Origin of the sequence: Micromonospora sp. CNB394 (genome assembly GCF_000374985.1) — a bacterium.
Taxonomy (GTDB): domain Bacteria; phylum Actinomycetota; class Actinomycetes; order Mycobacteriales; family Micromonosporaceae; genus Micromonospora; species Micromonospora marina.
This window is the reverse complement of sequence record NZ_KB895829.1, coordinates 37376-57191: the sequence shown is the minus strand read 5'-3', so window position 1 is coordinate 57191 and position 19816 is coordinate 37376. Positions and strand designations below refer to the sequence as shown.

Below are 19816 nucleotides of genomic sequence, written 5' to 3'. Positions count from 1 at the left end.
GTTCCGCGGGTGAACGACGAAGCACAGCAGACGCTCGACGACGCGACCGCCGTGCTCCGTTCCGCCCTCGCCGGTGACGGTGCCGGCGTGGTGGGCACGTTCGACGCGGTGGTGGACCGTTCCGGCCTCGCCGGAGCGTACGGAGTGGCGTGGTGCCTCGCCGCCACCATGCTCGGCGACGACACCCCGGGCGGCGGCGCCGCCCTCGACTTCCCCGGCATCGACCAGGCCGACTACGACACCCGCTGGGTGGCCCGCTTCGTCAGCGCGTGCGCCAACGACGACGCGGACACCGGCGAGGCGCTGTTCGGGGCGGCGGCCGCCGACGGGCTGCTGCCCGACTGCCTGCTCACGCTCGCCGGGTCGACCATCGCCACGCTGCGCAGCCGGTCGGACTGAGCCCGGCGCGCGGCCCCGCGCCCCGGCTGTGGTAGCTCTGGGTGCATGTCCGAGGCGATGCTCAGCAAGGTGCGCAAGCTGCTCGCCCAGGCCGAGGACCCGGCCTGCACGTCGGCCGAGTCGGCCGCGTTCATGGCCAAGGCCACCGAGCTGATCGCCCGCTACGGCGTCGACCGGGCGCTGCTCGCCGCCCGCGACCCGGCCGCCGACCCGGTCGGTGACCGGACCGTCGAGGTGGTCGCGCCGTACGCCCGGGACAAGGCCGGCCTGCTCGCGGCGGTCGCCGAACCGCTGCGGTGCCGGTGCGTACGCCGCCGGGAGGGCGACGGCTTCGTCATGCACCTGTTCGGCTTCGCCAGCGACCTGGAACGGGTCGAGCTGCTGTTCACCTCACTGCTGGTGCAGGCCGCGCACGGGCTCGCCGGTGCTGCCGTACCGGCCGGGGAGCATCCGGCGGCGTTCCGGCGTACCTGGCTGGCCGGGTTCGCGTACGTCGTCGCGGAACGGCTGCGTGCGGCCGAGAGCAAGGCGGTGGCGGAGTCGGGTGGGCCCTCCACCGCTCTGGTGCTCGCCGACCGCTCCGATCGCGTCCAGCGCCGGGTCGCCGAGGCGTACCCCCGGTTGCGCACCGCGCCGCGACGGCGGCTGGCGGGCGGTGGCTTCGGTTCCGGCGCGGACGCCGGCCGCCGGGCCGACCTCGGCGGCACCGGCGTGGCCGGGACCGGCGCGGCGCCCGGCATCACCGGCTGATCCTCGGTGTCCGGGCTGCCGACCGCGGCGCGTCCGCTCGGTGCGGGTCAGGCGGTGGTGCTGCCGACGGTCGCCAGGTAGCGGCAGAGCAGTTCGTGCCAGCCCGCGGTGAGCGCCTCGCGGTAGCCCTCGGCCGCACTGCCGTGCCGGTCGAAGTAGCGGTGCTCGACCTCCACCCGGGTCCGCTCCGGACCGTCGGCGTGGAACAGGACCTCCACCTCGCTGGCCCGTGCCGGATCCGGCACCGGCACCCGGTCCGCGCCGATCTGCCAGGTGAACACCAGGCGCCGGGGCGGATCCCAGGTCAGCACGCGGCCCCAGTCGTTGCGGAAGCCGTACGGCCCGATCTCGTAGAGCATGCCGCCGGCCCGTGGCTCGATGCCGATCGCGGCGAGCGCCTCCGGGCCGGACCAGGTGTATTCACGCACCCACCAGTCGGCGAGCGCGCCGGTGAAGACGGCGTACGCCCGCTCGGCCGACGCCGGGGCGGACAGTGTGCTGCGGAGGGAGAAGCGGTCGGATTCCTGCCGGACCTCATCCGGATCGTCGATCTCCTGTCCCATAGGTCCGGACCATACCGGCTCATGTCTCGGTGCGCAGCTTCCGTAGCGCCCGCTTCCGGACACCGGGAACTGCGCTTCCCGTCAGCGGCAGGCGGTGGGATCGGCGGTCCAGGGGAGACGCCGGCGACGCTCCCGTGACGTGCCGGCGGGTCGGGTGTCATCGATGGCCGGGGACGCGACGGATGCCGTACCGGAAAGCGGGTAACCGCGGGCGACCGATCGATGGGAGAGCGCGGAGCATGACCGACAGTCGAGCCACCGAACCAGTGCCGGACCCCGGCGACGAACCGACCGGCTCGCCGGCCGGTCCCGAGCCGGACGTCCTGCTCGACGTGCCGGAGCTGACCGTCGACGAGATCCGGCTCGCGGTGGACGGGCTCGACGCCGACCTGTCGCTGCGCGCCCGGCTGGCCAACCTGCTCCAGCTCGACGCCGGAGTCCGGGTGCACCTGGAGGGCGTCGAGCTGGACATCACGGGGGTGAGGGCCGAGGCGCTGCTCAAGGTGCGGCTGGAGAAGCTGGTGCAGATCCTGGACCGGGCGCTGACCACGATCGACCGCAACCCGGAGCTGATCGACGCGCTCGCCCGCTCGGCCGGTGCCACCCTGGACGACGTGCACCGGCTGGCCGCACCGGTGGTGGACCCGACCGGTCGTACGGTGGCGGCGCCCGGCGAGGTGGCCGAGCGCGCCACTCCGGCGGTGGTCGACCGGGCGGGGCCGGCGATGTCCGGTCCGATCGAGGCACCGGAGCCGCCCCGCAGCGCCCCGGAGCCGCCACCGTCGGCCGGTGGCGATCAACCGACGCCGCCACCGGCAGCCGGTGCCCGGCAGCCGAAGCCGTCCCCGGCGTCGGGTGCCGGGCGGGCGGAGCCGCCGCCCAGTTCCGGGCGGGCGGAGCCGTCCCCGGCGTCGGGCACCGGGCGGGAGGGCAAGACGGAGTCCGAGCGTGCCACCGGGTCGGGGCAGGATGCCGGGGCGGGACCGTCGGCGCAACGTCCCACCGGGAAGAAGCGCGGTCCGGAGCGCCCGGGCGGGACCGGCCAGCCGGCGAGCGCCGCCGCCGAGGCGGCGCAACTGGCGGGACAGGCCGGGCAGGCGCTCCGGCAGGCCGGCCGAAGCGTCTGGGAGGCGATCCAGGGCGGCCCCACCCAGAACCGCCGCCCCCCGAAGACCTGACCCACCCGCCGCCCGCCCCCACCCGCCGCCCGCCCCCACCCGGCCGCCCCTACCCGCCCGGCCGCCCCGCCCCGCTCGGGTGATCAAGGGGTTTGTGTCCGGTTCACCGGCCCTGGAGGACACAAACCCCTTGATCACCGAGGTGAGGGCAGTGGGTGGGCGAAGGGGGGTCAGTCGGGACGGGTCTGCGGGTGATCGGGCGTGGCCTGCTGCTGGTGGTGGCGGCGGAGGAGTTCCTGGAGGGCGGCGATCTCGGCGTGCAGGGCCTGACGGCCCTCCCGGGTGATCCGGATCCACGTGCGCGGACGACGACCGTGGTAACCCTTCTCCACGTCGATCAGGCGTGCTTCCTCCAGCACGGTGAGGTGCCGGGACAGGTTGCCCGCGGTGAGTGCGAGGGCATCCCGGAGATAGGCGACCTCGACCCGTTCGCCTTCGGCGGCGATGGTCAGGATGCCGAGCCGGTGCCGCTGGTGGACGGTGTCGTCGAGGCCGTTCGTCGGGAATGGCCCGCTCGCGCGAGGGTCGTCCACGGTGCTCACGCGTACCCATTGTGCTGCTTCTTCGCGGCGGCGAGCGCCAGGCCCCCGCCGATCAGCAGGATCGGTGCCGGGAGCCCGGCGGCCAGCATGAAGCTGAACCGCGTCAGATCACCCGGTTGCGGGTCGGAGAACTGGAACCAGGCGTGCACGGCGACGAGCACGACGGTGTAGAGCCCGACCACGGCCCACAGGCTCCGGCTGCGTTCCAGGTGGGCGAGGACCGCCAGGCCGACGGCGATCACGAGGTGCGGCAGCATGCCCAGGTTGGCGAGGCCGAGCAGCGGGCCGGCCAGCCACCTGGCGCCACCCGTTGTCGGCCCGCTCGTATTGAGCAGCAGGAACTTCAGGACGACCGGAAGGGTCAGACCGGCGAGCGTTCCCGCGATGCCGGCGACGACGTACGCCCGGGTCGGGGTCTGCACGCCGGCTCGCCGGCCGTGCCAGCGGTACCAGGCCAGGCCCGCCAGGTAGCCGCCGACGAGCGCGGCCAGCCAGTACCAGCCCAGAGCGGCCGACCGCTCCAGGAAGCCGCCGACGAGACCGGTCAGGGCAGGACCGTCGGAACCGGCGCGCAGCGGGGCCGGCTCCGCGGATTCGACGTACAGCGGTGCGGCCGCCGCGATGAGCACCCCGAAGAGCAGGAGCGGATGCCAGTACGCCTGACGGGCCGCCCGGGCCCGCCGGCGGAGGGTGGTCATGGAGGCGAGTAGGTCTTGGGCGTCGTCGTCGCGGGGTGACTCGGACGGCACGGTTCCTCCCGGCAGCCGAAGCGCTGTTACCCCAATAGATTTGCAGCACAAACCTATTGCCGCAAGGACTCGCCTGATGACGACTTGTTTCGACGCCCGTCTAGGCTGACAGACTTCGAATCAAAGGGCAGAGTGGACACTGCTTCGACAAACAGCTAAACAGGGAGTTGCCATGTCCCGCGTCCAGCTCGCCCTGCGCGTCTCCGACCTCGAAGGCTCCGTGGCCTTCTACCGCAAGCTGTTTGGCGTCGAGCCGGCCAAGCGCCGCCCCGGCTACGCAAACTTCGCGGTGGAGAACCCGCCGCTGAAGCTCGTACTCCTCGAAGGTGAGCCCGGCCTGCCGACGGTGATGGACCACCTCGGAGTCGAGGTGCCCACCACCGAGGAGGTCAACGCCGCGACCAGCCGCCTCACCGAGTCCGGCCTGATCACGCTGGAGGAGAACGACACCGAGTGCTGCTACGCGCTCCAGGACAAGGTCTGGGTACGCGGCCCGGGTGACGAGCCCTGGGAGGTCTACACGGTCAAGGCCGACTCGCCGGAGCGGGAGAAAGCGACCGAGAGCGCCTGCTGCACCTCGGACCCGGCGGCACAGCCCGCCGCGGTCTGAGCCGGATGCGGCACGGTCCCCACCGGCGAACACGCCGGTGGGGACCCCGTCGTGCACCGGCGACTACCGTGTTCCGGCGAATCTCAGCCGCTTGAAGTGTTCGACGTAGACGAACCGCTTGCCGTCCGGAGAAAAGCTCGGGTCGTACGCGCGGGCGCCGTCGGCGATCCTCGTCTTCTTCCCGGTGCCGACGTCGACCGACCAGACCCCGCCCGCGTGATCCGACGCGACGGCGGCGATCACCGACCGGCCGTCCGGCGACACCGCCAGGCCGGCGAGGCCGGGAAGCTCCGTGACGAACCTGGCCGTGGCCGACCCGACGTCCCATTCGGTCAGGTGCCAGGTGAGGTCGTCCGGGCTCACCTCGGGCGGCAGCGGCAACCTTCCGAGCGAATCGGGCGCGGTGATGAAGAACAGCCGTTCACCCAGCGCCGCGGGCGACCGCGCCAGCACCCTCGACTCGCAGGCCGTGTCACCGCCACTGAGGTTGAAGGTCGCCCCGCCCACCGTCACCGGAGAGCCGAACTCGTACGCCTTCCCGTCGGCGAGCAGCTGGATCCCTCCCGGACCGCACTCCCGGGGCGCCTCCACGAATCCCCCGCCGCCACCGTTTACGAGTACGGCGTCGACGAGGAAGCGGGCCGACGCCAGAGGCTCGAAGGTTTTGTCGGCCGGCGAGTAGCTCAGCAGTTCCGTCTCGTCCCAGCCGCATTCGAGGCCCATCCCGAGGTCGCCATCGGGGCCCGCGAAGAGAAAGCTGAACAAGCCCGCTCCGCAGGCGGACACCTGTGGGGCGCGCGCGAGAACGCGTTCCTCCTTGCTCCCATCGGGCCGTTGCCGCCACACCTCGGCCTGGCCCGAGCCCGAGGTCGAGGTCACCTCCCGCAGGTAGTAGACCCAGCCGTCGGCGGCCCAGACCGGATGGAACAGGGAGACATGGTCCAGGAGTCCCGAGATCCGGCCACACCCGCCGAGCAGGATCACGGCCAGTACGAGGACCGGCGTCAGAGCCGTACGCAGCGCACGCACACGTGGCCTTCCAGTGGGGCATCCTGTCCGCCACTCGGCGGGTCCGCTCACCCTAGACGCGGGACGCGTCGCGCGAGTGCCCGCTCCGCGTCGCGGTGCCGCCGTCGCGAGGCACCCGCAGAGGGAACCCCTGGGGCCGTCCGGACGTCGGTATCGGTGTGAAGCTGCGCGCCGCGACCCTGCTCGCCCTGCGAAGACTGCGGACGGGGCCCAAAGCAGAACGCCGACCCGCGTTTCCGCTGGTCGGCGCTCCTGTAGCCCGGCGAAAGGCTATGTGGCCAGGGGCGGGGTCGAACCGCCGACCTTCCGATTTTCAGTCGGACGCTCGTACCAACTGAGCTACCTGGCCGTGGTGCTCGACACATGCTACCGCACGGGCCGATACGCAGAACGCCGCGCATCGAGCTGCGCGGCGTCAGCGCTTGCGGTCCTGACGGGACTTGAACCCGCGACCTCCGCCTTGACAGGGCGGCGAGCACTCCAACTGCTCCACAGGACCTGGCTGGTGTTGCATCCGGCGCGAGCCGGACCGTGCCCCCAACGGGATTCGAACCCGTGCTACCGCCTTGAAAGGGCGGCGTCCTGGGCCGCTAGACGATGAGGGCGGCCCCGCCATCATTGCACACTCGCAACTTCAAGCGGACTTGCTCCCATCCGGCCCCGCCGGAGGCAGGAGAAGCATATGTCATGCCTGCGCGGACGGCCAAACCGGTATGGGCATGGCCGTGGGGCCGGACGAAACCGCAGGTCAGCGCGGTAGGGCGATGCCGTACCTCCGCTTGATGTCCGGGATCAGGTGCCGGCAGGCGGCCATCGTCTGAGTTCGGTCGCCGCCCGCGTCGTGCAGCAGCACGACCGAGCCGTGGCGGGTGGCGCCCTTCACCCGCTTGATGATCGTCTCCGCCGGTGGGTGGTCCCAGTCCTGCGGGTCCACGCTCCAGTGCAGCGGGCGCAGTCCCATCTGCCTGGCGATCGTGACCTCCTCGGCCGTCCAGCGGCCACCGGGCTGGCGGAACCAGGTGATCGGCGCCTTCGGTGCGGCGGCGTGGATGGCCTCGTTCGTCCGTTGCAGGTCGGATCGGATCTCGGCGGCGGAGCGCCGGCCCAGGTTCATGTCGTGGTGCCAGCTGTGGTTGCAGAGCTGGTGCCCCTCCCGGACGATCCGGGCCACCAGTTCCGGGTACCGCTCGGCCTGCTTGCCGACGACGCAGAAGGTGGCCTGCACGCGGGCCGCCCGGAGCTGGGCCAGGATCTGCGGGGTGAAGCGGGGATCCGGCCCGTCGTCGAAGGTGAGCGCCACCCCGTTGCTTCCGCTGGCCCGGTGCAGGCCCGCCGGCAGCTTCTTCGGCAGCGGGCGCAGCTTCGGCTTCGCGGGGGTACGGGTCGGTGAGGGCCTCGTCACCGGCGACGGTGCCGGAGCCGCCGAGTCCGACGGCGGCGCGGCGGCCTTCTCGGGTGACTTCCCGGCTTCGCCGCAGCCGGTGACGAGCAGCACCAGGCCCAGGGCGAGCGCCGGCAGGGCGCGTGGACGCATTCGTCGCTCCCGGAGGGGTCGGGTCAGACGGACTTTCCGACCGTAGTGGACGTCGACCCGGAACGGGAGAGGCGCTCAGCTCGTCGTGGACTGGTCCAGCGAGTCCCGTACCGCCACGGCCAGTGACAACGCCTCGGCCAGGTCCACCGGCCGGACCACCCCGGCCGGCAGCGAGTCGGCCCGCCAGCCGGGCCCGGCGGCGAGCACCAGCAGCGGCCGACGCGGCGCCGCGAGCAGGGCGGTGAGCTGGCACGGGTCGGCGGTGGCGCGGATGTGCGACCAGAGCACCACGGCCGCCGGACCGGTCCGGTTGACGGCCTCGACCAGGGCCGGCACCGGTACGCGGGCGCCGAGCATGCGATAACTCACACCGACCTCGGCCAGCGCGGCGGCGAGCGCCTCCAGCGGCAGCGAGTGCTGCTCCTCGTCGGCGCAGGAGAGCAGGATCCGGGGCGGACCGGTGGTGGGGTGCGCCCGCGCCACCGTGGCGAACGCCTCGGAGACGCACCGGGACATGAGGTGTTCCACCTCGATCAGCCCGGAGGTGGCGGCGTGCCGCTCTCCGATGCCGGCAAGCACCGGCCGCAGCAGCCCCTCCCAGGTCGTCACCACCCCGTCGGCGGCCAGCGCGTCGGCGATGGTCCGGCCGATGGTCACCGAGTCCAGTCGCATGGCGGCACGGGCCAGCCCGCGCGCCGCAGGCCCGGCCCGGCCGACCGGGATGGTGGTGCCGCCGCCGTCGCGTACCGCCGAGGCCCTCGCCTTGGGGCCGAGCCGCTCCGGGGGCGGCACAGCCGGCGCCTGCCGCGCCCAGCGGGCGGCCTCGGCGGGCGCGACCCCCTCCGTGGTCAGCCGGCGCATGATCTCCAGGCGGGCGAGGTCGGCCGGCGTGTACCGCCGGTGGTGGCCCGGAACGTGCTCACTGGGGCCGAGACCGTAGCGCTGGTGCCAGGTACGCAGCGTGGTGACCGCCACGCCCAGCCGGCGTGCGACGGCCCCCGCGCTCAGCGCCTCATCGGCCACCCGACCGCTCCGGTGCCTCGGTGGCCGGTACGCCCGGCCGGGACGCGTCGGTCGGGTGCAGCAGCCGGTTGACCACGCCGCCCAGCCACGGGGCGTACTCGCGGGGGTGGGCGTCCAGGTCGGCCACCACCGTGCCGGGGGCGACCCAGCGCAGGTCCGCCACCTCGTCCGGGTCGGGTCGCGTGACCAGGTCGGCGGGTACGTCGGCGCGCAGCACGTGGTCGTACTCGAACTCGACCCGTCCGGTCGCCGGGTCCTCGGCGTAGTAGAGGTAGACGCCGACCTCGGTGAGGTCGACCGGGTCGACGCCGAGTTCCTCGGCGAGCCGCCGGTTGGCGGCCTCGGCCGGGGACTGGCCGGGGAGCGGGTGCCCGCAGCAGGAGTTCGCCCAGCGCAGCGGGAACCGCGTCTTGACCGCGGCCCGCTGCTGCAACAGCACCCGCCCCTCGGGGTCGACGAGGAGCACCGAGAAGGCGCGGTGCAGCCGGCCCGGTGGCTGGTGGGCGGTCGCCACGGTGGTCTCGCCGATCACCCGGCCGTCGTCGTCGACCAGCTCGACCAAGTGCGTCTCCCGATCGCTCACGGCATCGTCCCGGTGACCCGGGCGGCGGCGATCTTGCCGCTGATCAGCACCATCGGCACCCCGACGCCCGGCTGGGTGCCGGAGCCGACGAAGACCACGTTCTCCAGCGTCCGGTGCAGGTTGGACGGGCGGAACGGGCCGGTCTGGAAGAGGCTGTGCGCGGCGGCGAACGGCGTGCCGGCGGCCATGCCCTGCGCGGCCCAGTCGGCCGGGGTGACGGGCCGCATCACCTCGATGCCGGCGCCGAAGCCTACGTATCCGCGCTCCTCGAGCGTGGTCACGAGCTGGTCGGCGTACCGCTGCGTGAGGTCGCCCGGCCAGTCGAACGGCGCCCGTTCCAGGTTCGGCACCGGGGCCAGCACGTAGTAGGTGTGCTTCCCAGCCGGCGCCACCGACGGGTCGGTGCGACTCGGGTTCGTCACCAGCAGGGACGGGTCGGACATCAGCTCGCCTCGCCGGATCACCTCGTCGAACGTCCCCTTCCAGGAACGTCCGAAGTGGATGTTGTGGTGGGCGATCTTGCCATAGCCCTGCGTCGAACCGATGTGCAGCACCACGCAGGACGGCGAGTAGGTGAGCTTGCGCCGGCGGCTGGGCGGCAGCAGGTCCTGGTAGGCGACCGGCAGGTCCGGGTTGAGCACGACCGTGTCGGCGGGGACGAAGTCGCCGTCGGCGGTGACGACGCCGGTGGCGCGGCCGTTGGCGGTCTCCACCCGGGTCACCGTCGTGCCGTACCGGATCTGCACGCCGTGCTTCTCGGCCGCGCCGGCCATGCCACGCGAGACCGCGTGGATGCCGCCGCGCGGGAAGCAGACCCCGGCCACCGAGTCGAGGTACGCGATGACCGTGTAGATCGCCAGCGCGTCGTGCGGCGACAGGCCCGCGTACATGGCCTGGAAGGAGAAGATCCGTTGGGTACGCGGGTCGCGGAAGAACTGGTTGATCTTCGTCTGGAGTCGCCGGAAGGCACCGTTGGCGAACAGCTTCAGCAGGTTGCCGGTGAGCAGGTCGGTCGGCGCGTCGAGGTTGCGCTCGATGAAGTCGGCCCGTTCCCACTGCCACAGGTTGCGGGCGTAGTCGACGAAACGCAGGTAGCCGTCGGCCTCCCGGGGACCGCAGACGCGGGCGATCTCGGCGGCCATCCGGGTGGTGTCGGTGATGACGTCGAGCGTCGATCCGTCCGGGTAGTAGGCGCGGTACGCCGGGTCGAGCGGGGTCAGGTCGAGCCAGTCGGTCAGCTCCTCGCCCACCGCGCCGAGCGCCTCGGCGATCAGGTCGGGCATGGTGAGGACGGTGGGGCCGGTGTCGAACTCGTACCCGTCGACGCCGAGCCGCCCGGCGCGCCCGCCGGGCACCGGCTCGCGTTCCAGCACTGTCACCTGCCGGCCACTGCCGGCCAGGTGCAGCGCGCAGGCCAGCCCACCCAGCCCGGCGCCGACCACTACCACCCGGTCAGTCCGTCCCTTGACGGTACGCATTCCGGCCCCCTTGCTCACGAAGTTGCTCATCATGCCCGCCGCGCCGTGGCGGCGGTGGCGAGACCGGTCAGCGCCGTGCGCGCGGTCTCGTCGATCGGTGCGGTGCCGAGCGCGGCGAGCGCCTCGGTCACCCGCTCGGAGATCATCCGCTCCACCTGGGCCGTGGCCCCGGTGTCCCGCACGACGTCGGCCAGCCGGTCCACCTCACGTGCGGAGGTGACCGAGCCGGCCCGCTCCAGGGCCCGCCGCTGCGCCGGGTCGGCGAGCTGCCGGGCCAGCATGAGCAGCGTGGTCGGCTTGCCGGTACGCAGGTCGTCCCCGGCCGGCTTGCCGGTGGTCTCCGGGTCGCCGTAGACGCCCAGCAGGTCGTCGCGGAGCTGGAACGCCTCGCCGACGGCCAGCCCGTACCGGGTGTACGTGGCGATGAGCGGGTCGTCCGCGTCGGCGCCGGCCAGGCAGGCACCGAACAGCAGCGGACGCTGGACGGTGTAGCTGGCGGTCTTGTACCGGGCGACCCGCAGTGCCCGGTCGACGGTCCAGCTCGCCGAGTCGTTCTCGCCGAGCACGTCCAGGAACTGCCCGGCGACGGTCTCCACCCGCATCTGGTCGTAGCAGCGGCGCACGTCGAGCAGCCGGTCCGCCGGGACCGCCGCGTGTGCCATGAGCCGGTCGGCCCACACCATGCAGAGGTCACCGATGAGGACGGCTACCGCTTCGCCGTACCGGTCGGGGTCGCCGGTGTGTCCGGCGGCCCGGTGCCGGGCGGCGGCGGCCCGGTGCGCGGTGGGCAGTCCGCGCCGGGTGTCGGAGGCGTCCATCACGTCGTCGTGCACCAGCGCGAACGTGTGCAGCAGTTCGAGCGCGGACAGGGCCGGGAGCACCGAGCACAGCGGTTCCTCACCGCCGACCACGCCCCGCCATCCCCAGTACGCGAACGTGGGGCGGACGCGTTTGCCGCCGGCCAGCACGCAGTCACGTGCCGTGGCGGCGAAGCCACCCATCGCTGCGTCGATCTCGGTGAGCGATTCGACTTCGGCGGCCAGGAACGCCGCAAGCGTCTCATCGACCCCTTTGATCAGGTCTTTCGTGAACGCGGCCAGTACGCCGCGGACCGGATCGTCCGTCGCCCCGGGCTGAGCCGGCGCGACGCGGAGCGCATTACCCGCAACTGCGTCGTTGGCCATGTGGGGGAGCGTACCCTAGGGTTACGAGTTGCGTCGATTACTGCGTCGAAACTGAGGAGGGCCGATGGACACGGATCTGACCGCTGCCTACGACCGTTGCCGCGAGCTGCACCGGCGTCACGGCCGTACCTACTATCTCGCCACCCGGCTGCTTCCCGCTTGGAAACGGCGGCATGTGCACGCCCTGTACGGCTTCACCCGGTACGCGGACGAGATCGTCGACCGCACCGAGGACCTGCCGCCGGCCGAGCGCGCCGCCCGGCTGCGCGAGTGGTCGGACCGGTTCGTCGCGGGCCTGCACGGTGCGTCGGTCGACGACCCGCTGCTTCCCGCCGTGCTGCACACCATCGCGGTGTTCGACCTGGACCGCGGCGACTTCGCGTCGTTCCTGCGCAGCATGGCGATGGACCTGACGGTCATGTCGTACCCGACCTACGACGACCTGCTCGACTACATGGAGGGCTCGGCCGCTGTCATCGGCACCATGATGCTGCCGATCCTCGGCAGTTCCGACCCGGCCGCCGCCCGCGAGCCCGCCCGTCAGCTCGGCTTCGCGTTCCAGCTCACCAACTTCATCCGGGACGTCGCCGAGGACCTCGACCGGGGCCGGACGTACCTGCCCGACGAGGACATGGCCAAGTTCGACCTCACCCGCGACGACCTGCTCGCCGCCAAGGCCGCCGGCCGTACCACGCCGCGCATCCGCGAGCTGATCGAGTACGAGGTGACGCGCGCCCAGGCCCACTACGTGGCCGCCGCGCCGGGCATCCCGCTGCTCGACCCGGCCTCGCAGGCGTGCATGCGCACCGCGTACGCGCTCTACGGCGGCATCCTCGACGAGGTGGCCGCGCAGGACTACGACGTCTTCGTCCGCCGGGCCCTGGTGCCGCAGCGGCGCCGGATGGCGGTGGCCGCGCGGGCGCTGCTCACCCCGTCCGGCACGCCGGTGCGGGTGCCCGGTCCGGCGCCGGAACCGGCCCTGGCCGGATGACCGCCCGGACGGCGGTGGTGCTGTTCACCCGTGACCTGCGGGTGCACGACCACCCGGCGCTCGCCGCCGCCTGCTCCGCGTTCGACCGGGTGGTGCCGCTCTACGTGCTCGACCCGGCGTTGCAGAAGCTCTCGCCGAACCGCACCCGGTTCCTGCACCAGAGCCTGGCCGACCTGCGCGAGGCGCTGCGCAAGCGCGGCGGCGACCTCGTGATCAGGCGCGGCGACCCGGTGGCCGAGACGGTGAAGCTGGCCCGGAAGGTCGGTGCCGAGGGCGTCGGGCTCTCCGCCGACGTGAGCCGCTACGCGCACCGCCGCGAGCGCCGCCTGCGCGCCGAGTGCGACCGGCACCGGATGTTCCTGCGCCTGTTCCCCGGCCTGACGATCGTCGAGCCCGGTGCGCTGCGCCCGGGCGGCGGCGACCACTACCGCGTCTTCAGCCCCTACTTCCGGGCCTGGCAGGGCGTGCGGTGGCGGGACGAGCTGGCCGCGCCGAAGCGGGTCCGGCTGCCCGACGGCGTCGACCCCGGCCGGCTGCCGGACCCGCCGCAGGGCGACAGCCCGGATGCCGCCGCCGGTGGCGAGACCGTCGCCAGGCGCCGGCTCACCGCCTGGCTGCCCACCCTCGACCGGTACGACGACATCCACGACGACATGGCCGGCGACGAGACCTCGCGGCTCAGCCCGTACCTGCGTTTCGGGTGCGTGTCGCCACTGGCGGTGGCGAACCGGGCCGGTGACCGGGACGGACCGTTCGTCAGGCAGCTCTGCTGGCGCGACTTCTACCACCAGGTGGTCGCCGGTTTCCCCGGCCTGTCCACTGTTGCCTACCGCCGCGGCGCGCGCGAGGACTGGCGCGACGACGCGCACGCGCTCGACGCCTGGGCCGAGGGGCGGACCGGCATGCCGATCGTGGACGCCGGCATGCGTCAGTTGCGCGCCGAGGGCTGGATGCACAACCGGGCCCGCCTGATCACCGCCGGCTACCTGACCAAGCACCTCGGGCTGGACTGGCGTCCCGGCCTGGAGGTCTTCTTCCACTGGCTGCTCGACGGCGACCGGGTCAACAACTCGGGCAACTGGCAGTGGGTGGCCGGCACCGGCAACGACACCCGGCCGTACCGCGGCTTCAACCCGGTACGGCAGGCCGAGCGCTACGACCCCGACGGCGCGTACGTGCGGCGCTGGGTGCCGGAGCTGGAGGCGGTGGCGGGCAAGGCGGTGCAGCAGCCGTGGCGGCTGCCCGACGAGACGCGCCGCACGCTCGACTACCCGCCGCCGCTGGAGGTGCCCGGCGCCGATCCGGTCTGGCTCCGCTGACGCGGGCGCCGACGCGTCGGAATCATCGAGCGTGATGGCCGGTCAGAGGCAGGAGTGCAGCGCCTCCACCAGATCCTCCACCCGGTCGTGGTCGGCCAGCCGGGCGGTCGCGTACGCGAAGGTGTAGCCGCGCTGCGGGTCGGCCCAGGCGCTGCTGCCGCCGATCCCGCCCATGCCCCAGCTGCCGTCCGTCTCCCACTGCATGCCGAGCGTCCAGTCCACGGACCGGTCCAGCAGCAGGTCCGGGCCGGAGTACTGCACCCGCGTCGCCTCGGCGACCAGTTCCGGGCTGAACAGGCGTACCCCGTCCAGGGTGCCGCCGGCGAGCAGGCCCGCGTACAGCTGGGCGAGCCCGGCGGCGGTGGCGTGCAGGTTCACCGCCGGAATCTCGGCGGCCCGCCACAGGTCGCTGTTCACCATCGCGACGTCCCTTCCGCCCGGCGGGTTGTCCAGCGCCCGCGCCCGCAACGAGCCCGGCTCGCCGCGCATCCGGTCCGGCCAGGCCGGATCCGCGTACGACAGGTCGGCGCACCGCCGCCGGTCCGACTCACCCAGCCCGAAGGCCAAATCCAGGCGCCACGGACCGGCGATCTCCTCGGCCAGGAACCGGCCCACCGGCCGCCCGTCCACCCGGCGGACCAGTTCACCCACCAGGTGCCCGTACGTCCAGGCGTGCTCGGCCGCGACGGTGCCCGGCGTCCACTCGGGCTCGGCGGCCGCCAGATCGGCGCAGAGCAGGTCCCAGTCGGCGACGGCGTCGGCGGGCCGGGGTACCGGGAAGGCGGGCAACCCGGCGGTGTGGGCGAGCACCTGCCGCACGGTGGCCGGGGCGCGGAACCCCGGCCAGTACGCCGAGACCGGCGCGTCCAGGTCGACCCGGCCCCGGTCGACGAGCAGCAGCAGGCAGAGCGCGACCACCGGCTTGCCGGCCGAGTAGACGTCGACGAGCGTGTCCGGCTGCCACTGGCGGTCCGCCCCGGCGGCCGGTACGACAGTGCCGGGCGGCACCGCGGCGGTGGTGCCGCCCACCAGATCGACCACCGGTACGCCGTCGTGCCACACCGACAGCGACGCGCCGGTCTCCCGGCCGGTCGTGAACAGGTCGTGGAAGCAGTCCCGGACCGGACCGAAGCGCGCGTGCATGCGGCCACCGTAGGGGGTCACCTCCGTTACCGGCGCGGGAATTCCGGGCCGGTGCGGTGGCCGGTGCCCCGGCGGTGCGGAATGCTTGCGGCATGGCGGAGCCGGAACAGGTGGACGTAGTGGTGGTCGGGCTCGGTGTCGGCGGCGAGGAGGTGGCCGGGCGGCTCGCCGAGGCCGGCCTCACGGTGGTCGGCGTCGAACGCGACCTGGTCGGTGGCGAGTGCCCCTACTGGGGCTGTGTGCCGAGCAAGATGATGATCCGGGCGGCGAACGCGCTGGCCGAGGCGCACCGGGTCAACGAACTGGCCGGGTCCGCCCAGGTGCGGCCCGACTGGGCGCCGGTGGCGAAGCGGATCCGGGCCGAGGCCACCGACACCTGGGACGACAAGGCGGCGGTGGACCGGTTCACCGGCAAGGGCGGCCGGTTCGTCAGGGGCAGCGGACGGCTCGACGGCCCGAACCGGGTACGCGTCGGCGACCAGGTGTTCCAGGCCCGCTACGGCGTGGTCCTCGGCACCGGCACCCGGCCCTCGGTGCCGCCGATCGACGGGCTGGCCGACACGCCGTACTGGACGAATCACCAGGCCGTCGAGGTGGAGGAACTCCCCGCTTCGCTGGTGGTGCTCGGCGGTGGCGCGATCGGGCTGGAACTCGCCCAGGTCTTCGCCCGGTTCGGCGTTCGGGTGACGGTCGTCGAGGCGGCCGACCGGGTGCTCGCCGTCGAGGAGCCGGAGGCGTCAGCGCTCGCCGCCGACGCGCTGCGCGCCGACGGGGTGGAGATCCACACCGGGGTCAAGGCCGGCCGGGTCAGCCACGACGGCAGCGCGTTCACCGTGCACGCCGACGGCGCCGAGTTCACCGGCGAGAAGCTGCTCGTGGTGACCGGCCGCAAGGCGCACCTGGAGGAACTCGGGCTGGACACCGTCGGGGTGGACGCCGGGCAGCGCTACCTGCCGGTCGACGACCGGATGCACGTCACGGACGGGATCTGGGCGGTCGGCGACCTCACCGGCGAGGGCGCGTTCACCCACATCGCGATGTACCAGGCCGGCATCGTGGTGGCGGACGTGCTCGACCACATGCGGCGCACCAGGGGCGGCCCCGATGCCAGCGGCACCTCGAGTGTGGTCGGCGGCGCGGCCGGGGTGGTCAGCGCGGTCGGCGGCGCGATGAGCGCGGGCGGGTCGACTGTCGCGCCGGGCAGCGTCCCGGTGGCCGACTACCGGGCACTGCCCCGGGTCACGTTCACCGATCCCGAGGTCGGCGCCGTCGGCCTCACCGAGCAGCAGGCCCGCGAGCGCGGTGTCAACGTCCAGGTCGGGTACGCCGACCTCACCTCGTCGGCCCGTGGCTGGATCCACAAGACCGGCAACGCCGGGTTCATCAAGCTGATCGCCGACGCCGACCAGGGTGTCCTCGTCGGTGCCACCTCGGCCGGACCGGCCGGTGGCGAGGTGCTCTCCGCGCTCGTCGTGGCGGTGCACGCGGCAGTGCCGATCAGCCAGCTCCGGCACATGATCTACGCGTACCCGACGTTCCACCGGGCGATCTCCGACGCGTTGCGCGCGCTGAAGTGACGCCTCAGCCGGCCGGCGCGCCGTGCCGGCCGGCCCCGCCCGCGAACCGGCTTGCGCCGTGTACCCCGTCCACCGCCAGCGACTCCAGGCCGTAGGCCAGCTCGGCCGCCATCGCCTCCGGCTCGGGCAGCCCCGCACCGGTCAGCACCGCCGCCCGGTCGTTGCGCAGGCACGTCTGCGGGGACCGGGCGATCGCGGCGGCCAGCTCCTCGGCCGCCGTGCGGGCCTCACCCGGCGCGACCACCCGGTTGACCAGACCCGTCGTGTACGCCTCGTCGGCGCGCACCGGGCGGCCGGTGAGGATCAGATCCATGGCCCGGCTCTCGCCGATGAGCCGGGGCAGCCGGACCGTCCCGCCGTCGATCAGCGGCACACCCCAGCGCCGGCAGAACACGCCGAGCGTCGCATCCGACTCGGCGACCCGCAGGTCGCACCAGAGCGCCAGCTCCAGCCCGCCCGCCACCGCGTACCCGGAGATCGCGGCGATCACCGGCTTGGACAGCCGCATCCGGGTGGGGCCCATCGGCCCGTCGCCGTCGGGCTCGACGCGGTTGCCGCGCGGTGTGCCGACGGCCTTGAGGTCGGCGCCGGAGCAGAACGTGCCGCCCGCTCCCCAGAGCACGGCGACCGCTGCTTGCGGGTCGGCGTCGAACGCGCGGAACGCGTCGGCCAGGGCTCGTGCGGTGGGCCCGTCCACGGCGTTGCGGGCCTCGGGCCGGTCCAGGATCACAGTGGTCACGGCACCGGCGTGCTTGACGCGTACTCCCATGGGCCCAGCATGCCCGCGACGGCGCTGCCGTGACTACGGCCTATTTGATCGTGCCGGGCCGGGTCAGCCAGCGCATCGGCTGGCCGGTGACGGCGCCGACCTGTTCGAAGTCCCGGTCGTAGTGCAGCAGCGAGAGCCCGTGGTATTCGGCGGTGGCGGCGATGAGCAGGTCGACCGCGCCCGCCGAACGGTGCGTGCCCCGGGCGGTCAGCTCGCCCTGGATCTCGGCGGCGCGTTCGTAGATCCGGTCCGGCATGACCACCCAGCCGAAGGCGGCCCGGAGCTGCTCCGCCAGTCGCGTCCGGTCGGCGACCGGCCGCGCGGTGCAGAGGAACTCCAGCTCGACCAGCGGGCACACGGCGAGCAGGCCCGCTGTCACCTGCTGTTCCCAGCGAGCCAGCACGTCCGGGTCACGCAGCTCCCTATATATGGTCGGCCGCCCGGGTATATCCAGCGGGGGTTCCGTGCGAGGGAAATCCGGGGCGTCCGGTTTGGGGGCTCTCCTGCCGGGAAGTCGGAACAGGTGCGCGAACTACTGACGAAGATCGAACAGGCCACCGGTCTCGACCGGGTGGGCGACCGGTTGCAGCGCGCCGTCCAGGGCACGCTGCGTTCCCAGCGGGTACGCGACGCGCTGCACGGGGTGTGGCTCGGCCATCCGCTGCACCCCGCGATGGTGCAGGTGCCGGTCGGCGCCTGGATCTCCGCCGCCGTGGTGGACCTGCTCCCCGGCCAGCGCCGGGCCGCCACCGCGCTGGTGGGTCTCGGTACGGTCAGCGCGCTGCCCGCCGCAGCCGCCGGGCTCAACGACTGGGCCACTCTCACCCGCGACCAGCGCCGGATCGGGCTGGTGCACGCCGCCGCGAACACGGTCGGCCTGGTGCTGTACGCCGGCTCGCTGGCGGCCCGGCTCAACGGGCGGCACGGCCTCGGCCGGACACTGTCCTTTCTGGGGCTGTCCGCCGCGGGCGGTGGGGCGTACCTGGGCGGGCACCTCGCGTACAAACAGGGCGCCCAGGCCAGCCAGAGCGTCTCCGAGATGCACCTGATCAGCGACGGCTGGCACCAGGTCGGCGACCTGAGCAGCCTGCCCCGGAACGAATTGGTCACCAAGAAGATCGACGACGTCTCGGTGATCCTCTACCGGGACGGCGACGACGTCAGCGTGATGCTGGAGCGCTGCCCGCACCAGAGCGGCCCGCTCGGCGAGGGCACGATCGAGCAGATCGACGGCCACGCCTGCGTGGTCTGCCCCTGGCACGGCAGCGCGTTCCGGCTCGACGGGGGCGAGGTCGTGCACGGCCCGTCCGCCAACGACCAGGTCGTGCTGCCCAGCCGCGTGGTGTCCGGCCGGGTCGAGGCCCGGCTGCCCTGAGTCAGTCCCGCCGGTGCCGCCCGCTCGGCAGCGCACGGGCGGGCGCCGGGCGCTTGCGCAACCCGAGCAGCGCGCCGATCTGGGCGCCCACGATGCTCGCCACGGCCAGCACCGCCGAGATGGCGAGCGGACGGTTGATGCCCTCGTCGGCGGCCGGCCGGGACGCGCCCGCCGACATGGCCGGCGGCTGACCGACGGGAGCCTCCACGGTGGGCGTCGCGTCCCGCGGCGTGGGCTTGGGCTTCGCCTTCGGGGTGGTCGCGGAGGCGCCGTCGCCACCGGGCTTGACCGGTGCCGTCTCGGCCGCCTTGGTGACCACGATCCGTCCGGCGGCGTGCCGCCGGGCCCCCGCATCCGTCGCTCCGTCCGGCAGCGTGATGAGCTGCCCCGGACGGATCCGGTCCGGGTCGGCGAGCCGGTTCAGCCGGGCCAGTTCCTTGTACCTGTCGAAGTCGTCCAGGTAGCGATCCGCGACCTCGCCCAGATAGTCGCCTTTCGCCACCCGGTACACGGCCGGGTCATCCGCCTTCGACGCGACCGGGGCCGCCGGCGCGACCCGGCTCGCGGCCACCGCCGGTGAGGTGACGGCGGCGACCGCCGGTTGCGGGGCGGTCAACGCGGCGGCGCTCGCCGCGGCCGGGCTCGCGACCAGGATCAGCGCCACCGACCCGACGAGCGCGGCGGCCGCCTTCTGCTGGCGGTGCATGCCGGGCAGCTTCGGCGCCGGTCGCCGTACCGCCGCCGCGAGTAGCTCAACCACCACGGAGAACGCGAACGTGGCCCAGCCGAACCAGCCCACCACGGCCAGCGCGCGCAGGAACAGCCGGCCGTCGTCGCGGCTGGTCAACGCCGTACCGACCTCGGCCAGCGTGGGCAGGTGATCCGGCAGCGGGTTGCCGGCGAACGCCAGCAGCGCGACCGGCCCGCCGGCCAGCACGCCGACGAGCACGACGAGGGCGCCGAGCCCGGTGACGACCTGGCCGGCGCGGCGGACGGGGGAGCGTCGGGGTGCGCCCATGG

The 19816-nt window shown here is 73.5% G+C and carries 21 protein-coding genes and 3 tRNA genes; 8 read left to right on the top strand and 16 right to left on the bottom strand.

The window, feature by feature from the left end:
* Positions 1-9: 9 nt before the first annotated feature.
* Together C569_RS0108980 and C569_RS0108975 are read left to right on the top strand one after the other, a co-directional pair.
* Positions 10-399 (top strand): hypothetical protein, encoded by a 390-nt coding sequence (locus C569_RS0108980; RefSeq protein ID WP_013283438.1) that lies wholly within the window; start codon positions 10-12, stop codon positions 397-399.
* A gap of 45 nt (positions 400-444) precedes the next feature.
* Positions 445-1149, top strand: a complete 705-nt coding sequence (locus tag C569_RS0108975; protein WP_018785457.1) for a DUF2786 domain-containing protein — start codon at positions 445-447, stop codon at positions 1147-1149.
* A 47-nt stretch (positions 1150-1196) separates the two neighbouring features.
* Here C569_RS0108975 and C569_RS0108970 read toward each other — a convergent pair whose 3' ends face one another.
* The gene (locus C569_RS0108970) at positions 1197-1712 is read right to left on the bottom strand and encodes an SRPBCC family protein (protein WP_018785456.1); all 516 of its coding nucleotides are present in this window, start codon (positions 1710-1712) and stop codon (positions 1197-1199) included.
* A 239-nt stretch (positions 1713-1951) separates the two neighbouring features.
* Between C569_RS0108970 and C569_RS0108965 the strand changes: the two genes are divergently transcribed.
* Positions 1952-2890 (top strand): hypothetical protein, encoded by a 939-nt coding sequence (locus C569_RS0108965; protein WP_026267888.1) that lies wholly within the window; start codon positions 1952-1954, stop codon positions 2888-2890.
* A 170-nt stretch (positions 2891-3060) separates the two neighbouring features.
* Here the strand turns inward: C569_RS0108965 and C569_RS0108960 are convergent, their stop codons facing one another.
* Both C569_RS0108960 and C569_RS0108955 read right to left on the bottom strand, forming a co-directional pair.
* Positions 3061-3432: a transcriptional regulator gene (locus C569_RS0108960; protein ID WP_018785455.1), complete on the bottom strand. Its 372-nt coding sequence runs from the start codon at positions 3430-3432 to the stop codon at positions 3061-3063.
* Positions 3429-4130 (bottom strand): hypothetical protein, encoded by a 702-nt coding sequence (locus C569_RS0108955; RefSeq protein ID WP_018785454.1) that lies wholly within the window; start codon positions 4128-4130, stop codon positions 3429-3431. Before C569_RS0108955 ends, C569_RS0108960 begins: the two co-directional genes overlap by 4 nt.
* Before the next feature lie 223 nt (positions 4131-4353).
* On the opposite strand from C569_RS0108955, the gene C569_RS0108950 reads away from it, so the two are divergent.
* Complete coding sequence (locus C569_RS0108950; protein WP_018785453.1) at positions 4354-4791, top strand: ArsI/CadI family heavy metal resistance metalloenzyme; 438 nt, start codon at positions 4354-4356, stop codon at positions 4789-4791.
* 63 nt (positions 4792-4854) lie between these two features.
* Here C569_RS0108950 and C569_RS0108945 read toward each other — a convergent pair whose 3' ends face one another.
* The 9 genes from C569_RS0108945 to C569_RS0108905 form a co-directional block, all read right to left on the bottom strand.
* On the bottom strand, positions 4855-5820 hold the full coding sequence (locus C569_RS0108945; protein ID WP_018785452.1) for a PD40 domain-containing protein: 966 nt from the start codon (positions 5818-5820) through the stop codon (positions 4855-4857).
* Positions 5821-6095: 275 nt separating this feature from the next.
* Positions 6096-6169 (bottom strand) — tRNA-Phe (locus tag C569_RS0108940).
* Positions 6170-6245: 76 nt separating this feature from the next.
* A tRNA-Asp gene (locus tag C569_RS0108935) sits at positions 6246-6319 on the bottom strand.
* Between the two features lie 33 nt (positions 6320-6352).
* Positions 6353-6425, bottom strand: a tRNA-Glu gene (locus tag C569_RS0108930).
* Between the two features lie 143 nt (positions 6426-6568).
* Positions 6569-7354 carry a polysaccharide deacetylase family protein gene (locus tag C569_RS0108925; protein ID WP_018785451.1) on the bottom strand — a complete coding sequence of 262 codons (786 nt, stop codon included), beginning with the start codon at positions 7352-7354 and terminating at the stop codon, positions 6569-6571.
* A 75-nt stretch (positions 7355-7429) separates the two neighbouring features.
* A complete protein-coding gene (locus tag C569_RS0108920; RefSeq protein WP_018785450.1) occupies positions 7430-8377 on the bottom strand; it encodes a MerR family transcriptional regulator in 948 nt (315 codons plus the stop codon).
* On the bottom strand, positions 8367-8960 hold the full coding sequence (gene idi, locus C569_RS0108915; protein WP_018785449.1) for an isopentenyl-diphosphate Delta-isomerase: 594 nt from the start codon (positions 8958-8960) through the stop codon (positions 8367-8369). The genes C569_RS0108920 and idi overlap by 11 nt, the downstream gene beginning before the upstream one ends.
* On the bottom strand, positions 8957-10438 hold the full coding sequence (gene crtI, locus C569_RS0108910; RefSeq protein ID WP_018785448.1) for a phytoene desaturase family protein: 1482 nt from the start codon (positions 10436-10438) through the stop codon (positions 8957-8959). Before crtI ends, idi begins: the two co-directional genes overlap by 4 nt.
* Before the next feature lie 29 nt (positions 10439-10467).
* Positions 10468-11622, bottom strand: a complete 1155-nt coding sequence (locus C569_RS0108905) for a polyprenyl synthetase family protein (RefSeq protein ID WP_018785447.1) — start codon at positions 11620-11622, stop codon at positions 10468-10470.
* Between the two features lie 64 nt (positions 11623-11686).
* On the opposite strand from C569_RS0108905, the gene C569_RS0108900 reads away from it, so the two are divergent.
* Positions 11687-12613 carry a phytoene/squalene synthase family protein gene (locus C569_RS0108900; protein ID WP_018785446.1) on the top strand — a complete coding sequence of 309 codons (927 nt, stop codon included), beginning with the start codon at positions 11687-11689 and terminating at the stop codon, positions 12611-12613.
* Positions 12610-13932 (top strand): deoxyribodipyrimidine photo-lyase, encoded by a 1323-nt coding sequence (locus C569_RS0108895; RefSeq protein WP_018785445.1) that lies wholly within the window; start codon positions 12610-12612, stop codon positions 13930-13932. The genes C569_RS0108900 and C569_RS0108895 overlap by 4 nt, the downstream gene beginning before the upstream one ends.
* A gap of 42 nt (positions 13933-13974) precedes the next feature.
* Here the strand turns inward: C569_RS0108895 and C569_RS0108890 are convergent, their stop codons facing one another.
* Complete coding sequence (locus C569_RS0108890; protein ID WP_018785444.1) at positions 13975-15075, bottom strand: serine hydrolase; 1101 nt, start codon at positions 15073-15075, stop codon at positions 13975-13977.
* Positions 15076-15167: 92 nt separating this feature from the next.
* On the opposite strand from C569_RS0108890, the gene C569_RS0108885 reads away from it, so the two are divergent.
* On the top strand, positions 15168-16652 hold the full coding sequence (locus C569_RS0108885; RefSeq protein WP_018785443.1) for an NAD(P)/FAD-dependent oxidoreductase: 1485 nt from the start codon (positions 15168-15170) through the stop codon (positions 16650-16652).
* Between the two features lie 4 nt (positions 16653-16656).
* Here the strand turns inward: C569_RS0108885 and C569_RS0108880 are convergent, their stop codons facing one another.
* On the bottom strand, positions 16657-17421 hold the full coding sequence (locus C569_RS0108880; protein WP_018785442.1) for a crotonase/enoyl-CoA hydratase family protein: 765 nt from the start codon (positions 17419-17421) through the stop codon (positions 16657-16659).
* Positions 17422-17461: 40 nt separating this feature from the next.
* A complete protein-coding gene (locus C569_RS0108875; protein ID WP_018785441.1) occupies positions 17462-17824 on the bottom strand; it encodes a PIN domain nuclease in 363 nt (120 codons plus the stop codon).
* 120 nt (positions 17825-17944) lie between these two features.
* On the opposite strand from C569_RS0108875, the gene C569_RS0108870 reads away from it, so the two are divergent.
* Positions 17945-18796 (top strand): Rieske (2Fe-2S) protein, encoded by an 852-nt coding sequence (locus C569_RS0108870; protein ID WP_018785440.1) that lies wholly within the window; start codon positions 17945-17947, stop codon positions 18794-18796.
* A gap of 1 nt (position 18797) precedes the next feature.
* Here the strand turns inward: C569_RS0108870 and C569_RS0108865 are convergent, their stop codons facing one another.
* Entirely contained in the window at positions 18798-19814 is a 1017-nt protein-coding gene (locus tag C569_RS0108865; RefSeq protein ID WP_018785439.1) for a LysM peptidoglycan-binding domain-containing protein, read from the bottom strand.
* Positions 19815-19816: the final 2 nt, after the last annotated feature.

Excerpts from the sequence above, each read along its gene's own strand:
- C569_RS0108865 (WP_018785439.1), bottom strand. The coding sequence starts at position 19,814 with ATGGGCGCACCCCGACGCTCCCCCGTCCGCCGCGCCGGCCAGGTCGTC.
- C569_RS0108970 (WP_018785456.1), bottom strand. The coding sequence starts at position 1,712 with ATGGGACAGGAGATCGACGATCCGGATGAGGTCCGGCAGGAATCCGAC.
- crtI (WP_018785448.1), bottom strand. The coding sequence starts at position 10,438 with ATGCGTACCGTCAAGGGACGGACTGACCGGGTGGTAGTGGTCGGCGCC.
- C569_RS0108975 (WP_018785457.1), top strand. The coding sequence starts at position 445 with ATGTCCGAGGCGATGCTCAGCAAGGTGCGCAAGCTGCTCGCCCAGGCC.
- C569_RS0108885 (WP_018785443.1), top strand. The coding sequence starts at position 15,168 with ATGGCGGAGCCGGAACAGGTGGACGTAGTGGTGGTCGGGCTCGGTGTC.
- C569_RS0108900 (WP_018785446.1), top strand. The coding sequence starts at position 11,687 with ATGGACACGGATCTGACCGCTGCCTACGACCGTTGCCGCGAGCTGCAC.
- C569_RS0108905 (WP_018785447.1), bottom strand. The coding sequence starts at position 11,622 with ATGGCCAACGACGCAGTTGCGGGTAATGCGCTCCGCGTCGCGCCGGCT.
- C569_RS0108950 (WP_018785453.1), top strand. The coding sequence starts at position 4,354 with ATGTCCCGCGTCCAGCTCGCCCTGCGCGTCTCCGACCTCGAAGGCTCC.
- C569_RS0108925 (WP_018785451.1), bottom strand. The coding sequence starts at position 7,354 with ATGCGTCCACGCGCCCTGCCGGCGCTCGCCCTGGGCCTGGTGCTGCTC.
- C569_RS0108895 (WP_018785445.1), top strand. The coding sequence starts at position 12,610 with ATGACCGCCCGGACGGCGGTGGTGCTGTTCACCCGTGACCTGCGGGTG.
- C569_RS0108890 (WP_018785444.1), bottom strand. The coding sequence starts at position 15,075 with ATGCACGCGCGCTTCGGTCCGGTCCGGGACTGCTTCCACGACCTGTTC.
- C569_RS0108880 (WP_018785442.1), bottom strand. The coding sequence starts at position 17,421 with ATGGGAGTACGCGTCAAGCACGCCGGTGCCGTGACCACTGTGATCCTG.
- C569_RS0108955 (WP_018785454.1), bottom strand. The coding sequence starts at position 4,130 with ATGACCACCCTCCGCCGGCGGGCCCGGGCGGCCCGTCAGGCGTACTGG.
- C569_RS0108965 (WP_026267888.1), top strand. The coding sequence starts at position 1,952 with ATGACCGACAGTCGAGCCACCGAACCAGTGCCGGACCCCGGCGACGAA.